The 15,450-nt window shown below is 71.7% G+C and carries 12 protein-coding genes; 8 read left to right on the forward strand and 4 right to left on the reverse strand.

Features of this window, described 5'->3' with window-relative positions; translation table 11 throughout:
• Nucleotides 1-104 precede the first annotated feature (104 nt).
• Nucleotides 105-2,780, reverse strand: coding sequence for an RICIN domain-containing protein (locus ACZ4Z2_RS18485; RefSeq protein WP_468077218.1), 2,676 nt, complete (start codon nucleotides 2,778-2,780; stop codon nucleotides 105-107).
• Between the two features lie 635 nt (nucleotides 2,781-3,415).
• Here ACZ4Z2_RS18485 and ACZ4Z2_RS18490 point away from each other — a divergent pair.
• From ACZ4Z2_RS18490 to ACZ4Z2_RS18515, 6 genes are all read left to right on the forward strand, one after another.
• Nucleotides 3,416-3,958 carry an MOSC domain-containing protein gene (locus tag ACZ4Z2_RS18490; protein ID WP_468077220.1) on the forward strand — a complete coding sequence of 181 codons (543 nt, stop codon included), beginning with the start codon at nucleotides 3,416-3,418 and terminating at the stop codon, nucleotides 3,956-3,958.
• Between the two features lie 170 nt (nucleotides 3,959-4,128).
• The gene (locus tag ACZ4Z2_RS18495) at nucleotides 4,129-5,151 is read left to right on the forward strand and encodes a Rieske 2Fe-2S domain-containing protein (RefSeq protein ID WP_468077222.1); all 1,023 of its coding nucleotides are present in this window, start codon (nucleotides 4,129-4,131) and stop codon (nucleotides 5,149-5,151) included.
• A gap of 46 nt (nucleotides 5,152-5,197) precedes the next feature.
• On the forward strand, nucleotides 5,198-5,920 hold the full coding sequence (locus ACZ4Z2_RS18500; RefSeq protein WP_468077224.1) for a VOC family protein: 723 nt from the start codon (nucleotides 5,198-5,200) through the stop codon (nucleotides 5,918-5,920).
• A gap of 201 nt (nucleotides 5,921-6,121) precedes the next feature.
• The gene (locus ACZ4Z2_RS18505; RefSeq protein ID WP_468077226.1) at nucleotides 6,122-6,526 is read left to right on the forward strand and encodes a hypothetical protein; all 405 of its coding nucleotides are present in this window, start codon (nucleotides 6,122-6,124) and stop codon (nucleotides 6,524-6,526) included.
• A gap of 57 nt (nucleotides 6,527-6,583) precedes the next feature.
• Nucleotides 6,584-7,450 carry an endonuclease/exonuclease/phosphatase family protein gene (locus tag ACZ4Z2_RS18510; RefSeq protein ID WP_468077228.1) on the forward strand — a complete coding sequence of 289 codons (867 nt, stop codon included), beginning with the start codon at nucleotides 6,584-6,586 and terminating at the stop codon, nucleotides 7,448-7,450.
• A 202-nt stretch (nucleotides 7,451-7,652) separates the two neighbouring features.
• The gene (locus ACZ4Z2_RS18515; RefSeq protein WP_468077230.1) at nucleotides 7,653-9,296 is read left to right on the forward strand and encodes an alpha/beta hydrolase; all 1,644 of its coding nucleotides are present in this window, start codon (nucleotides 7,653-7,655) and stop codon (nucleotides 9,294-9,296) included.
• 83 nt (nucleotides 9,297-9,379) lie between these two features.
• Here ACZ4Z2_RS18515 and ACZ4Z2_RS18520 read toward each other — a convergent pair whose 3' ends face one another.
• Complete coding sequence (locus tag ACZ4Z2_RS18520; protein ID WP_468077232.1) at nucleotides 9,380-12,268, reverse strand: SpoIIE family protein phosphatase; 2,889 nt, start codon at nucleotides 12,266-12,268, stop codon at nucleotides 9,380-9,382.
• A gap of 240 nt (nucleotides 12,269-12,508) precedes the next feature.
• Here ACZ4Z2_RS18520 and ACZ4Z2_RS18525 point away from each other — a divergent pair, with 240 nt between their 5' ends.
• On the forward strand, nucleotides 12,509-13,204 hold the full coding sequence (locus tag ACZ4Z2_RS18525) for a hypothetical protein (RefSeq protein WP_468077234.1): 696 nt from the start codon (nucleotides 12,509-12,511) through the stop codon (nucleotides 13,202-13,204).
• Between the two features lie 32 nt (nucleotides 13,205-13,236).
• On the opposite strand, the gene ACZ4Z2_RS18530 is transcribed toward ACZ4Z2_RS18525, so the two are convergent.
• Nucleotides 13,237-13,806 (reverse strand): hypothetical protein, encoded by a 570-nt coding sequence (locus ACZ4Z2_RS18530; protein ID WP_468077235.1) that lies wholly within the window; start codon nucleotides 13,804-13,806, stop codon nucleotides 13,237-13,239.
• Nucleotides 13,807-13,964: 158 nt separating this feature from the next.
• Between ACZ4Z2_RS18530 and ACZ4Z2_RS18535 the strand changes: the two genes are divergently transcribed.
• Entirely contained in the window at nucleotides 13,965-14,546 is a 582-nt protein-coding gene (locus ACZ4Z2_RS18535; protein WP_468077237.1) for an AMIN-like domain-containing (lipo)protein, read from the forward strand.
• Nucleotides 14,547-14,618: 72 nt separating this feature from the next.
• Here ACZ4Z2_RS18535 and ACZ4Z2_RS18540 read toward each other — a convergent pair whose 3' ends face one another.
• Nucleotides 14,619-15,422 (reverse strand): HEAT repeat domain-containing protein, encoded by an 804-nt coding sequence (locus ACZ4Z2_RS18540; RefSeq protein WP_468077239.1) that lies wholly within the window; start codon nucleotides 15,420-15,422, stop codon nucleotides 14,619-14,621.
• Nucleotides 15,423-15,450: the final 28 nt, after the last annotated feature.

Genomic DNA, 15,450 nt, shown 5'->3' on the forward strand with positions numbered 1-15,450 from the left:
AGGACGAAAAAAACCCAGGAGCACCCCAAAAAAAAGGGGGGGGGGGAAAAAAAGACCGTTTCTCCCCCCCCCCGCCGCCTCTCGGACCGCGTCAGGTCACCCGGTCACTGGATCGTCCAGGTCTGGTTGGACTGGTTGAGGGGCATCCACTGGCTGACGGCGGCTCCGTTGGCGGTCGATCCGCCACCGACCTCCAGGACCTGCCTGCTCTCGAAGTTGCGGATGACGTACCCGCCGCTGGTCGGCTCGAAGTACCACAGCTGGTTGTTGCCGCCGCCGTAGGTGTACTGCCGGAGCGCGGCCCCCTTCCGGTGGCTGGAGGCGTTGATGTCGAGGACCTTGCCGCTGTTGCGGTTCACGATCCTGTAGAGCTGTCCGCTGACCGGGACGATGTTCCACTGCTGGTTGGTCCCGCCGGTGCTCGGCCACTGGATGATGCCGGCGCCGTCGGCGGTGGAGCTCTGGTACACGTCCATCAGCTGTCCGCTGTTGGCGTTCTTGATGGTGTAGTTCGTCGACGCGTTGACGTTCGGTGTGCCGGTCGCGTCCTCCAGCGCCCCGCCGGCCCGCTGCACACTGAAGTCGGCGAAGAAGAAGTACGCGCCGTCGGTCTTGGCGACCCGTACGTAGCGGAACTTCTGGCGGACGTCGATGTTGCCCGTGAGCGTCGAGGCGAGCGGCAGGGTGCTCGTCTGGCGTCCGAGGACGGTGTAGGTGCCGAAGGACGGGTCGTTGGAGCCCCGGATCTCGAAGTTGCCGCGAGTCTCGGGCTGGTCCAGGTCCTGGCGGGTGGTCAGGGAGAACTGCCCGAGCTGGTAGGCCTGGCCCAGGTCGACCTGCCACCAGGCCGAGGTGTCGCTCCCGGTCGGCGACCAGCCGGTCGCACCGTTGTTGTCGTTGGCCTTGGACGCCGCCCACGAGGAGTTCAGGGTCGTGGACGCGGAGGCCGGCTTGTTGTGCGCGAGGTTGATCCTGGCTGCCAGCCCCTGGTAGGCGGGCTCCAGACCGGACGCCTTGATCACCGCGTCGCCGGAGGTCCTGTTGTTGGTGAGCGTGACGCTGGTGCCGTTGCGGTTCTGGTTGATGAATCCGTCGGTGCGCGACAGCACGTTGTTCGAGAGGGTCATGTTGTTCGACCCCTCGTCCAGGTAGATCCCGCTGACCGCGGACGTGCAGGCGGACGGCGTACGCACCACGTCGTGGATGTAGTTGCCGTTGAAGACGGTGCCCGGGTCGTTGGAGAGGTGGTAGATCCCGGCGGCGTCGCAGAGCCGGTTCATCACGTTGCCGATCCGGTTGTAGCTGACGCTGTTGCCGCCCAGGGCGTTGGCCGCCGACTGCCAGCCCCAGCCGAGCGAGATACCCGCCCACGGTGTGTCGGATATGTCGTTGTGGTCGATGGTGGTGCTGTTGACGAAGCCCGCGTTGATGCCCGCGGTGCCCACGTAGTCCTCGCCGATGCGGGTGATCAGGTTGTTGGTGACGGTGACGTTCTTGACGACCTCCCGGGCGTCCTCACCTGCCGGGGAGGTCGGCGGGTTGTAGACGGTGTGGAACTCCACGGTCGGGTCGGAGAACTTGCCGACCATGATCCCGTTGCCGGCGATGTCGTGGATGACGTTGCCGGTCACGCTGCTGGCGTGCACGCCGTGGTGCAGGTCGAGGGCGGTGGCGCCCATCTGGGTGAAGGTGTTGCCGGTGAAGGAGAGGCGGTCGGCGTTCGACGCCTGGACCCCGGCCGGCGGACGGCCGACGAACTGGTTGTTGGAGGTGTCGGCCGACGTGTTGTAGTTGCCGCCCTGGCCGTTGAGGTAGCCGTTGTCCGTCGCCTCCATCCAGGTGGTGCCGGTGAAGGTGAGCCCGGAGAAGCGCAGGTCGTGAGCGGGGCTGTCGAGGCTGGTGCCCTTGATGTCGAAGAGCGTCTCCAGCGTCGGCGCCTGCACGGCGGCCGTGGACATGTCCTCGCCGGGGCGGGGCTTGTAGTAGACGGTCTGCGCGGCTGTGTCGACGTAGAACTCGCCCGGTTCGTTGAGGAACTCGTGGGCGTTCTCGAAGTGCACGGGGGAGCCGTTGGCGAGGATCGGGAAGGGACGCGGGAACAGGATGCCCGCCTCGTGGTCCTGGATCGACACGTTGGCGGTGCCGTTGCTGTTGCTGATCGACTTCAGCCGCAGATAGCTCTCGCCCCACTGCGTTTCCAGCATCATCTCGACCTTGCTGAGCTGGCCCCAGTCGGAGACCTGCGAACTCAGCATCTTCAGCAGCTTGTTGGTCTTGTCGCTGCCCTGGAGCTGGAAGTCCGAGCCGATGTCGGGGAAGCGGGCCCGGGTGGCGCGGACCCCGTTGACGTACAACTGCCGGAAGTCGAGGCCGCCCACCGACGCCTTGTACTCGCCGCCCGAGGCAGCGGTCCAGCCGGTGATCGCCTTGCTCCCGGTGATCACCGGCGTCTCGCCGTTGTACGCCTGGTAGACGACCGTGTGGCCGTTGGTGCCCGAGTCACTGGTGCCGAAGGTGATCGGGGAGGTGAGGGGATAGGTTCCTCCGCGCAGGTTCACGACGATGTCGTCGGACATGTTCGCGTTGACGGCCCGGACCGCGGCCTTGGCGGCCTGGATCGTCCGGAACGCCGCGGCGGTGCTGGTTCCCGAGTTGCTGTCGCTCCCGTTGACGGGGTCGACGTAGAAATTCGTCGTGGCCGCGTAGGCGGGTTGGGCGGGCAGTACGGCCGCGAAGACGACGGCCGCCGCCGCGAGCGCCCTGACTGCCCCCGCACCCATGCGTAGGGGTCTCATCTGTGGTGTCCCTTCTGCAACCCCCGGCTTCTATGAGTTGCATTTATCGACGCAGAAGAGCACCGCAGTCAAGACAATAGGCATGCCTATTTTTTTTCTGTGGCAACACCCGTGACACGTGGACGAATTGAACGGAGGGCGCACCGCAGGGCCACCGGCATGGCAATACCGCAGGCTGTGGCCCTGCCGAGGGGAGCGGTCGGCACGCCCGTCGCGAGGATTCTCTCCACGCCGCCAGCGCCCCCCACTTCAGAATGAGTACTACTCATTTTCCTTGGTGGGGATGCGACCGGGAGTGAAACGCGGGCTCCCGCCGACCGTCGCCGCGGTGACGTGCCGTCCGGCGGGCGGCAAGGGCCGGTTACCCCCGCGACGGCGCCCGGACCCTCGTGTACAGCGTCAACTCCACCGACGCCAAGGGCCGGGGCATGAACAAGGTGGCCGAGACCATCATGGTCGCGGCGTTCGGCATGCCCGACGCCCCCGCGCACCGCTGAGGTCCCCCGCCGCACCGCCTGATGCCCCCTCGGGCACGCACCGCTGAGGTCCCCTCCGCCGTGCCCCTTCCGGCGGGTTAGGGTCGTGATCCACCGACACAGGGGGATGCCGAGATGCCGACGATGAGCGGAACGGTGACGGCGGTCAGCAGCAACGCCTCGTACTCGTTCACCAAACCGAACCGGGACGGCGTCACGCTGCTCGCCGGGCTAGGCGTGGAGGGGGACGTCCACGCGGGGGTGACGGTCAAGCACCGCTCGCGGGTCGCGCAGGACCCCACGCAGCCGAACCTCCGCCAGGTGCACCTCATCCACGAGGAGCTGTTCGAGGAGGTCGCCGCGGAGGGCTTCGAGGTGGGGCCCGGTGACCTCGGCGAGAACATCACCACCCGGGGGATCGACCTGCTGGGGCTGCCGGTCGGCACGCTGCTGCGCCTCGGCGGCGGGGCGGTGCTGGAGGTGACGGGTCTGCGAAACCCGTGCCGCCAGATCGACGCCTTCCGCGAGGGCCTGCTGAAGCGGGTCGTCGGCCGCGACGCGTCCGGCGGGCTCGTGCTGAAGGCCGGAATCATGAGCATCGTGAGGGAGGGCGGGGTGGTACTGCCCGGAGACCCGATCGAGGTGGAGCTGCCCAGCGGCCCGCACCGGCCGCCGGAACGGGTCTGACCACGCGCCCCCGCTCCACCGCACCGCCGCCTTTACGCCAACTCCGCTTGCGTACACGCAAGTTGTTCTACGGTGAACGGCTTCGCGGCTAGCATCGCCCCATGCGCCTTTGTCGGCAACATGACAATCTCGCGGGGCTGCCCCGTGATCCGCGAGCCGACGAGTACCCGATGCCGGCCGTCCCGTACGGCTGGTACGCGGTCCTGCGGAGCCGGGAGCTGCGGCCGGGGAAGGTCGTCAGCCTGCACTACTTCGGACGGGCGCTGATCGCGTTCCGCGGGGAGGACGGCCGGGCCGCGGTCCGGGACGCGCACTGCCCGCACTACGGCGCGCACCTCGGCGTCGGCGGGAAGGTCGTGGACGGGACGGTGGAGTGCCCCTTCCACGGCTGGCGGTTCGGCGCGGACGGACGGTGCGTCGAGGCGCCGTTCGCGGCCCGCACCCCGAAGGTGGCGCTCGGCGGTCTCCCGGTGCGCGAGCACAGCGGCCTCGTCCTCGTGTACGTCGGGCCGGGCGAACCCGCGTGGGAGGTGCCGGAGATCCCGGAGGCGGTGTCGGGGGAGTTCTCGCGGCCGATCGACGACACCTGCCGGGCCCGGATCCACATCCAGGAGATGCGCGAGAACATCGTCGACGAGTCCCACTTCCACTTCATCCACGGGCAGAGCGAGCCACCGGTGCAGCAGTGGCGTGAGGACGGCCCGTTCGCCGAGGCGCGGGGGTCGTTCACCCGGCGGGTGCTCGGCCGGGACATCGCCAACACCTTCGACGCGTTCATGTACGGGCCCGGCGTGATGGTGGTCCGCTCCCACGGGCCCGTGCTGTCGGTCACCGCCGTCGCGCTCACCACGCCCGTGGACGACCGCACGAGCGAGCTGCGGATGCTGTACCACCTGCGCGGACCGGCCCGGATCCCGCTGCTCACCCCTCTGCTCAAGCTGGTCTTCCGGAGGGAGGCGCTGGGCGAGGTCCGCGAGGAGGTCCGCATCTGGGACCACAAGATCCACCAGCCGCGTCCGGTGCTCCTCCCGCACGAGAAGGGCATCCGGGCGCTACGCCGCTGGTACGCGCAGTTCTACCCGCCCCGGGCACCCGACGGGCCGGCTCGGGTGCTCCGGGCCGCCGGAAATCGGGCTGCGGCTGACGACCGGTCGGCTCTAGGCTCCGCCCCGGGGGCCGGCAAGGCACCCTGACGCGACCAGCCGGACGAGCGGCCGGCGGATCGGAGATTCCGGGGCCATGACCTGTCAGCTGTACGCACTCTGCTTCGACGCGAGCCGGCCGCGGGACCTCGCGCACTTCTGGTCCGGTGTCCTCGGCTGGGAGCTCACCGACGACCCGCACGAGGGCATCGCGCTGCTGCCCGCCGACGACACGGGGTTCCGCCTCGGCTTCTTCCCGACGGAGCGGCCCAAGACCGTCCCGAACCGGATCCACTTCGATCTGACGAGCACGTCCCCCGAGGGCCAGCAGGAGACGGTGGCCCGGGCGCTCGCCCTCGGCGGGCGGCACATCGACATCGGTCAGCGCCCCGAAGAGGGGCACGTGGTGCTCGCCGACCCCGACGGCAACGAGTTCTGTGTCATCCCGGCCGGCAACAGGTTCCTCGCCGACTGCGGCTTCCTCGGGGCGCTGGCCTGCGACGGCTCGCAGGAGGTCGGGTACTTCTGGAGCGCGGCGCTGGAGTGGCCGCTGGTCTGGGACCAGGACGAGGAGACCGCGATCCGCGCGCCCCACGGCGGCCCCAAGATCACCTGGGGAGGTCCTCCGGTGGCGCCCAAGGACAGCAGGAACCGCCTCCACTTCGACCTCGCGCCGCCCGCCGGCGGCGACCAGCGGGCGGAGATCGACCGCCTCCTCGCCCTCGGCGCGAAACCCCTCGACGCCGCCCCGCGCCGGGACGGCCGCGTCACCCTGCTCGACCCCGACGACAACGAGTTCTGCGTCCTGACACCCCGGTAGGCCGGTCACGTTCCCGGCCGGTCACGTTCCCGGCCGTGCACGTTCCCGGCCGTGCCACATCTCCCGGCCGAGTCACCCTCAGCCGTCGCATTCCTCCGTCGTGTCACATTCCTCGGTCGTGTCACATTCCTCGGCCCCGCTCCGTCGGACCGGGAGAACAGCACCGACGTTCCGTCGTGAGGCGGGAGAGGGGACCGAGTCATGGCCATCCACACGGCACCGCCGTACCGGGGGACCACGTTCCTGCGGGTCGCCGTCGCGTTGCAGACGCTGACCCTCTTCTTCCAGGCGGCCACCGCCGGTCTGCTGCTGACCTCCGCCGGCGGAGCGCTGCTGCACGACGTCGGCGCCCGCGTGATGTACGGGGCCGCCATGCTCCACGTACTGGCCGCCGTCCTCGCCTGGCGCCCCGGCGGCGGCTCTCCCCGGCCCGTGCTGTACGCCTCGGGCTTCCTCCTCCTCGCCTCCCTCCAGGTGGTCCTCGGCATCGCCCACGTGCCGTCGCTGCACGTCCCCCTCGGCATCCTGATGTTCACCGGGAGCGTGCTGGTGCTCGTGGGCGGACGGCCCGGCGGCGCGCCGGACCGCCCCGGCAACGGGAGTTGATCGCTTAACCTCGAACGTGGATGTCGGTGCCTTGGGGTTCCGGGTGAGGAGGCGAGGGTGCTCGGCAGGGGCACGCGTTTGCTCGCGGGGGGTCTGGGCGTGGCCTGCGTGGTGGTGCTGGTCGGGCCCAGTGCGCCGGGCGGGGGGCTCTTCGGCGGGTCGGAGCCCGTGAAGGCCGTCCGGGACATCGACCCGGACCGGGTCATGACGTGGAACCTCTGCAACCCGTGCGACACGGGTGACGTCGACCGGGCGGCGGAGATCGCCCGGTACGCGCCGCAGGTGATCGGCGTGCAGGAGGCGTGCGTACGGGACGTCGAGCGGATCCGGGACTATCTGGAGCACCTGCACGGGCTGGTCTACCAGGTCGCGTACGGTCCGGTGCTGCGCAGTTGGAACCGCTGCGGCGGAGTGCCGTGGAAGCCCGGCGGCTTCGGCCAGGCGATCCTGTCGGCGGCGCCGATGAGCGACCCCGTCAAGAAGCTCTACCCCGACGGCGGCTCCGAGGCGCGCGGGTACCTGGCGGTCACCACCACCGTGGACGGCAGGCCGGTCCGGGTGTTCAACACCCACCTCGCCCAGCGGAGCCAGGAGGCCGTCCGCCGGAAGCAGGTCGGGGTGCTGGCCGAGGCGGTCGCCCGGCACGACCGCGCCATCGTCCTCGGCGACCTCAACGCCGTGCCGGACGCCCCGGAGCTCACCGCCCTGTGGGCGCTGGCCGCGGACGCGGATCCGGCGTGCCGACCCCCGGCCTCCGGCGACTGCGAGGTCACCACCGACTGGCGGCTCAAGTTCGACTACGTCTTCCTGCGCGGCGTCACCCCGCTGGACCAGGACGTGCGCCGAACCCCCGCCTCCGACCACGACCTGGTGCACGCCGACGTGGACACCGCACAAGGGAACACCGCGGACGGACGGTCCTAGAAGGCTCACGCACACGCGCGCCCCGGTGTACGAAGCCGGTTCCGGTCGCGGTAACTACCGCCGGGTAGTGGAGAGATCGGGTGGAAAGTCGGCCACGGTGGCACCACGCTCGCCTTTTTCCCCTCTCTCGAGCTAGACATTGCCCCGACTCACCTTGACCAGTGGGTACTTGAGGGCAACTTCAGCACAGGGGGAAGGACACATGACGACATCCCATGGCGCACCGAGACGTTTCGGGCGTCTGAGAATGGCCGGGGCCGCGCTGACCGCGCTCCTCGTCGCCGGCACGGGGACGGCGACCCAGGCGATGGCCTCGCCGAAGACACCCGACACCCTGCCGACCCCGCCCGTGCCGTCCCTGGCGTGGACGGACTGCCAGGGCGGCTACGAGTGCGCGAACGCGGACGTCCCGCTCGACTACCGCGACCCGGACGGCAAGAAGATCACCCTGGCGGTGGTGCGCAAGAAGGCCGCGGACCCGGCCAAGCGCAAGGGCACGCTCTTCATGCAGCCGGGCGGGCCCGGCAACTCCGGCGTGGACTTCGTCCGCAACAACTACGCGGGGCTGCCGGCCGCGCTGCGCGAGTCGTTCGACGTGTTCGGCTACGACGTCCGCGGTGTCGGCCGCAGCTCGGCGCTCACCTGCTTCGACGACACGCGCTACTCCAAGGCCGTCACCGACGCCAAGGGCGTGCCCGGCCCCGACGCGTTCGGGCCGGCGCTGCGGGAGGCCGCCGAGTTCAACCAGGCGTGCCTCGACAACGCGGGCGGACTGCTGCCGTACATCGGCACCGAGTACGTCGCCCGTGACATCGACCTGCTGCGGCAGGCCCTCGGCGAGGAACAGCTCACCTACTACGGGCGGTCGTTCGGCTCGTACATCGGGACCGTGTACGCCGCCCTGTTCCCGCAGCGGGTGCGGGCGCTGACCCTCGACGGGGCGTACGACCCGGTGCACTACGCCAACCGCCCGTACGCCTACGACCGGCCGCAGTACCTGGCGCTGGACGGCGCGATGAGCCGCTTCCTCGACTGGTGCGCCGCCGACCAGGCCGTCTGCGGGTTCGGTGACGGCGACCCGCGCGGGGCGTTCGAGCAGCTGAAGAAGGACCTGGACGCCAACCCGGTCACCACCGCGAGCGGCGGCAAGGCGAACGGTTACACGCTGGTCTACCGGCTGATGTTCAACATCAACGAGGGCAAGGTCATCTGGCCCTCGCTCGGCGCGGCCCTCAGGAAGGCGCAGCTGCGGGACAACACCTCGTTCCTGCTGCGTCCGCCGTCCCCGGCGAGCTTCGACTTCCTCGGCCCGAACGTGGCCGTGGAGTGCGCCGACCGGGACTACCCGCGCAACCAGTGGCTGCTGAAGCACAAGGTGGAGTCGTTCGCGAAGGCGGCACCGCTGCTCGGTCCGGCGATGGCTTTCGGTCCGCCGACCTACGACCACCAGCATGCGACCGCGTGTACACAGTGGCCGGCCGAGCGGGTCAGCCGTTACGACGGCTCCTACCGGGCGAAGGGCTCGGCGCCGATCCTGGTCATGGGCACCACCGGTGACCCCGACACCCCGTACCAGGACGCGGTGGCGCTGTCCCGGCGGCTCGACAACGCCTCGCTGCTGACGTTCCAGGCGGAGGGGCACACGGCGTTCGGCCGGAGCGCCTGCGCGACGGACGCGGTCGTCAAGTACCTGGTGGACCTGACGGTCCCCGCCCACGGCACGACCTGCGCCGACGAGACGCAGCCGCCGTCGTCGACGCCGAAGGTGGCCCCGCCCGGCACGACGCTGGGTGAGCTGCGCAACGGTGTGAACGAGCGCGTGGAGCGCATCGGTTCCGTGGCCTGACCGGTCGCGCACCGAAACCGAGGCGTCGGCCGTGACACGGCCGGCGCCTCGGCCTTTGCCCGCGGCGAGCACGAGGCCCCTGGTTACTCCAGGTCGCCGGCGAAGTCGTCGGGGCCGGGGCTCAGCGGGTCCAGGGGGCCCGGTGGCTGTGCGCGGCGGTCGGGGGCGGTCAGGGGCTGCTCGGTCCAGATGCACTTGCCGTCGGGGGTGTAGCGGGTGCCCCAGCGCTGGGAGAGCGCGGTGATGAGCTGGAGGCCGCGGCCGCCCTCGTCGGTGTCGGTGGCCCGGCGGATGCGGGGCATCGTGAGGCTGCCGTCGAAGACCTCGCAGGTCAGCTCGGAGCCATGCAGCAGCCGAAGCCGGACGGGCCCTTTGGCGTGGCGTACGACGTTGCCGACGAGTTCGCTGGCGAGCAGCTCGGTGGTGGGGGCGAGGTCGTCCAGGCCCCACGCGGCGAGCTGTTCGCGGACGTGGCGGCGGGCCTGCCCGGCGGCCCTCGGGTCGTCGAGGAGCGGCCAGCAGGCCACCCGGTCCTCGGTGAGGGCGTGCAGCCGGGCGACGAGGAAAGCGGCGTCGTCGGCGGCCTGCTGGTGGGCCGGGAGCAGCCCGTGGATGAGGGTGTCGCAGAGGAGTTCCAGGTCGGCGGCGGTGCCGTCGTCGTGGGCGTTGCGCAGCAGACGGGCGAGTTCGGCCATGCCCTCGTCCATCTCGCGTTTCGAGGACTCCACGAGCCCGTCGGTGTACAGCACGAGCATGCTCCCGTCGGGCACGTGCAGCTCGACCGTCTCGAACGGCGGCTCGGCCGCCCCGAGCGGCGGGTCGGCGGCCAGGTCCGGGAAGCGCACACTGCCGTCGGGCAGGACCAGCGCCGGCGGCGGGTGCCCGGCGCGGGCGAGGGAGCAGATCCGGGTCGTGGAGTCGTACAGCGCGTACAGGCACGTCACGTACGACTCCTCGCCCATGCCGGCGACGAGGTCGTTGAGGTGGGTCATGATCTCGTCGGGCGGCAGTTCGAGGTCGGCGAGGGTGTGGACGGCGGTGCGCAGCCGGCCCATCGTGGCGGCCTCGGGCAGTCCGTGGCCCATGACGTCGCCGACGACGAGGGCGACCTGTCCGCTGGAGAGCGGGATGACGTCGTACCAGTCGCCGCCGACGTCCATGCCCCGCCCGGCGGGCAGATAGCGGGCGGCGGCCTCGCAGGCGGGCAGGCGGGGCAGGGCCTGCGGGAGGAGGCTCCGCTGGAGTTCGCGGGAGCGGGTGTGCTCGACGTCGAAGAGCCGGGCCCGTTCCAGGGACTGGGCGAGCAGGGCGCTGATCGCCGTGAGCAGGGTGCGCTCCTCCTCGGTGAGGCGGCGCGGCCGGTCGAAGGAGACGACGCACACCCCGAAGGTGTGGTCCGACGCCGTCAGCGGCAGGAACGCCCAGGACTGCTTGCCCGACCGGCGGGGCAGGTCCGCGTTGCGCGGCGCGTACGCCGTGTACTCCTCGGCCGAGGAGAGGAAGACGGGTCTGCCGGTGGTGATGGCGTCCCAGGCGGGGCCGTGCCGTGTCTTGCGGCGGTGGTCGATCAGCTCGATGAACTCGGCGGAGTAGCCGACGTACCCGACGTTGTGGAGCCGGTCGCCCTCGACGTCCTGGACGAGGAACCCGGTGGCGGCGAACGGCGGCAGCACCCGCCGGGCCACCGCGTCGATCACATCCCGCGTGGTGGTCGCCTTCGCCAGCGCGGCCGTCAACTCGGCTGTCCGGAAGGCCCGTTGGGTCGCGGCCAGCTCGGCGGCGCGGCGCTCCTCCGCCAGTCTGCGGTGCTCGGTGATGTCGGTGAAGTAGAGGGTGTGGCCGTCGGGCCCGGGGACGACGCGGAGGTGGAACCAGCGGCCCTTGCCGGGGCTGTGCACGTCGAACCCGGTGGGCTCCCGGTCCGCGGCGGCCCCGCGGCACAGCCGCTCCAGTCCGGGCACCCCGTCGCACTCGACGGGCAGCTCCCACAGCACCCGGCCGAGGAGTTCGCCCTCGGACAGGCCCAGCATGCGTTCGGCTTCCAGGTTGGCGAAGGTGATCCGCCACGCCTCGTCCACCGCGAGGAAGGCGTCGCTCATGTGCCGCAGGGCCCGGCTGAGGGCGTCGCGGGCGGAGCGGGAGTCGGTGCTCTCCCAGCCGACGCCGACCATCCGGTGGGGCCGGCCGCGCTCGTCGTAGGTGGCCCTGCCGCGGGCCCGGGTCCAGCCGTAGGTGCCGTCCGGGCGCCGTACGCGGTACTCCGCCTCGTACACGGTGCGGTCGCGGATGGCGCGCTGCACCGCGGCGAGGGTGGGGGCGAGGTCGTCGGGGTGGACGATCCGCATCCAGTGGTCGATCCGGCCGGTGAAGTCCGCGGGCCGGGTGCCGTACAGCTCCAGGGCGGCCTCGTCCCAGATCAGGTCGCCGGTGCGGATGTCCCAGTCCCAGGAGCCGACGCTGACCTCCGTCAGCGCCTGCCGCAGCCGCTCGCCCCTCGACTCGGCGGGTGCCGGGCCCGGCGGGGGCGGCGCCTGGGCCATCCGCTCCTGGGTCCAGGCGACGAGGGCACGCAGGAACCGCCAGTTGTCGTCGTCGGGTTCGCCCCGGTCGCCGGTGAGGACGGACAGCGCGCCGATCGCCCGGTCGCCGCACGCCATGGGGACGACGGCGAGACCGGTGCCGGGCCATGTGAGGTCCACGGAGGCGATGGGTGCCCAGGAACCGCCGTCGCGGTGGAGGGCGCGGGCCGGGGGCAGGGGGCCCTCCTGGTCGATGATCTCCCAGGAGCGGGTGAGGGCGGGCGGGAGGCCCGTCACCGACACCAGCCGCAGCGCGGACATCGGCCCACGGAGGTGGATCATGCCTCCCAGAGCGCCGAGTTCCCCCACCGCGTGCTGGAGCGCGAGCCGGAAGACCTCGCTCTCCGCGACACCCGGATCCACCGCGCCGAGCAGGGCCAGCCGTGCGTTCATGAATCCGACCTTAACGTTCACCGCTCGATCGAGGCAGTGCACCACAGGAATCTCACCGATCCGTCGCGTGGTCGTTCACGTTCCTCAACTCGCTTGGCTGGCGCGATATCTGACGGAGCGACAGAAGTGTTCCCGGAAGGGCGACCGGGTCGGCGGGCGGGCGGCGTGACCAAGATCCGGCGCGGGTCGTTGGGCCGCTGCAAGACCCAGGTTGTCCGGCCGAACCCCAGCAGGCGCCCCATGTTCAAGTCGTTGGTCAAGACGTTCGTCGAGCAGTACACGAAGAACCAGCAGCTCAGACGAGAGCTGAGGGTTCAGCACGAGGAGCAGGAGCGGCGATGGCGTGAGGAGGACCGGGCCGTGCTGCGGGCCGCGCTCGCGGAGAACCGGGTCGCGCTCGACGAGCACAACGGCACGCTCCGCCGGGCCGCCGGCGTCTCCTACATCACCCTGCGCTGCCACGAGGACACCTGGACGTTCATGGCGCGCACCGCCTTCGGTGTGTGGGAGCCGAACTGGACCCAGAGCACCCGCGACCCCTACGACCGGATCGGGCCCGGGGTGAGCAAGGCGGGCCGCTTCACCGCCGACCCCAACCTGCCGCCGGGCCGTATCACCAAGGGCGAGGGGGGCATGCAGGACGTCCTGCTGTCCGGCCACAACCTGGTCCTCGTCCTCGACGCCCTGCACACGGCCACCACGTCGGAGCTGTCCGCCACCGGGGCCCGCTGCAGGACCCTCTACGACAAGCTGGCGTCCTTCACCGCCAAGCTCGACCCGAGCGCGCCGCCCGGCCGCACCACCGGGGTCCTGTGCCGGATCGACGACAGCATGCACACCCAGTACGTCGGCGGCCGGCCCTCCGGCGGCACCGGCCGCGGCACCGCCGCTCCCCTGCTGCACAAGGTGCCGTCCCCCGCCCCGGCGACCCGCTGAGACGGGCGGCGCGAGCCGGGGCGGGGCCGGGGTCAGGACAGGGAGGCGAGGAGGCCGGTCCGCGGTTCCAGGACGCCGGGCTGGCCGAGGGCGCGGAAGTCGGCCTCGACGTCCGACAGTCGGAGGGTGCCGGCGCGGACGGCGTGGTAGCGGACGAGCGACCACACGAAGACATCGAGATTGTCGAACTGCGTGTCCGCCTCGACGACCTCCTCCTCGTGGAACCACACGGCCACCCGGCCGTTGCCGAGCACCACGTAGTAGTTGCCGCCCCCGTCGGCGCCGACGGACCACACGTCGTCGTCCGACAGCTCCGTCTCGTAGTCCGAGTCGAGGATCCGGCAGTCGTTGGCCGCGAACTCGAAGGCGTACGACCAGTCGTGGATGTCGAGGAACCGCGGCATGGTCCCCGCCCGCACCCGGCGGTCGAAGGCGGCCAGCGCCGTCGCCGCGTCGCGGGGGAGGCGGGCGAGGAACGGTGCGACCGGACGGGTCGACGCCGGGGGCGCGGCGGCCCACGGCTCGCCGGGGAACCAGCGCGCCAGATCGGCGTCGAGCCCCCGCTCCACGTACCCGGCCAGTGCGTCGACGGTGAGAGACATGCGGGGAGGCTATCCGAGCCCGGCCGCCCAGGGGCCCTGGACGGCCGCCCACATGGTGGATCACGGCCCGGGGCCGTTCGACGCGAGCGGAGCACAACCATCCGCCGTACCGGGCGGTCTCACCCGACAGCAACGTCATGCGATCCAGGGGGGACGACATGCGACGTATCGGAGCGGCGGTGGCCGTACTCGTGCTCGCCGGCACGGCGGCGGTGGCGGCGGGCGGCGGCGCGAGTGCCGCGCCGGCGGGGGCCGCGCGGGCGGCGGCGGCCTGCCCGACGGGCTGGGGCAGCGGCCTCAAGGGCGTCCCGGACAGCGGCGTCGTCCCGCTGGCCGACATCAGGACCGGCCGGCACGACTGCTTCGACCGCATGGTCTTCGACGTCCCCGGCGGCGGCGACCACATCGGCTACTACGTCCAGTACGTCGACGAGCTGCACCAGGCCGGCTCGGGCGACGTCGTCCCGGTCGGCGGCGGCGCCGTCCTGGAGGTCAGGATCGCCGCGCCCAGCTACGACCCGGCCAGCGGCGCGATCGCCTACCCCGGGAAGGTGGCCAAGCCGCTGCCCGGCGTCGACATCACCGGCTACCGCACCTTCCGCGACACCCGTTTCGCCGGCAGCTTCGAGGGCGAGACCCAGGTGGGTCTCGGCGTCCGCGCCCGGCTCCCGTTCCGGGTGGTCCAGCTGCACGACCGCCTGGTCGTCGACGTCGCCCACAGCTGGACGAGCACGCGCTGACGCCGGCCGGGGGGCGTGCGGCGGCGGGGCGGAGCACGGCCGCCGCACGAGGAGGGCCGGGGTGACGGTCCCTTACTCCGGTTCGCGTACGGCCTCCACGGCGTCGCGGACGTCGGGGTGCGGGTCGTCGGCGAGGCGGTCCAGGAGGGCGCCGACGCCGGGGGTGGACCAGCCGGAGACCGCCCACACCAGGTCCTCCCGTACGCCGGGGTCGGGGTGGGCGGCGAGCGGGGCGAGCCGGGGCAGCGGGCCGCGGCGGCGCATCCCGAACCAGTGCAGCGTCTCCCGCACCACCGCCGGGTCACCGGGCCGCCCGGCGGCCTCCAGCCGGGCCAGCAGCACCCGCGCCGGCGGCGGGGGCCCGTCCAGCGGATGCGGCAGCCGCTCGCGCAGCCGCCGGGCGCCGTGGCCGCCGCGCACCCGGCAGCCGAAGCACGTACAGGGCCGCGTGCCGTGCGCGTCCGGCAGGTACCGCCATCCGACGACCTGGGGCGCGGACCGCACCCGGTGCACCTCGCGGGGCCGGACCGCCCGTGGCACGAACACCTCCCAGCCGCGCGGGTCCTCCAGCGCCGAGATCCGCCGGACCGCCTCGGCGGCGGTGACGGTGACCTGGCCGCCGCGCGCCCGGTCCGTGTACCGCCCGACCAGCACCTCCTGGGCGTCGTCCAGCCGGACGTGGACGGCCACCAGTCCGCCCCTGCTGCCGAACCGGCCCAGCTCGCGCAGCCACTGGTGGGTGAGGGTGTACGACGGCAGCACGGGGAAGCAGTACACGCCCCGCAGACCGCCCTGCCCGTGACTGGCCGCGCGCACCCCGGCCCGGCGGATCCGGGGCGCGTCGGCCGCCGAGGTCAGGTGCACGAACATCGCCATGCCCCGGATGCTAGGTGTATTGACCCGC

Source organism: Streptomyces sp. NPDC030183, from assembly GCF_055573455.1.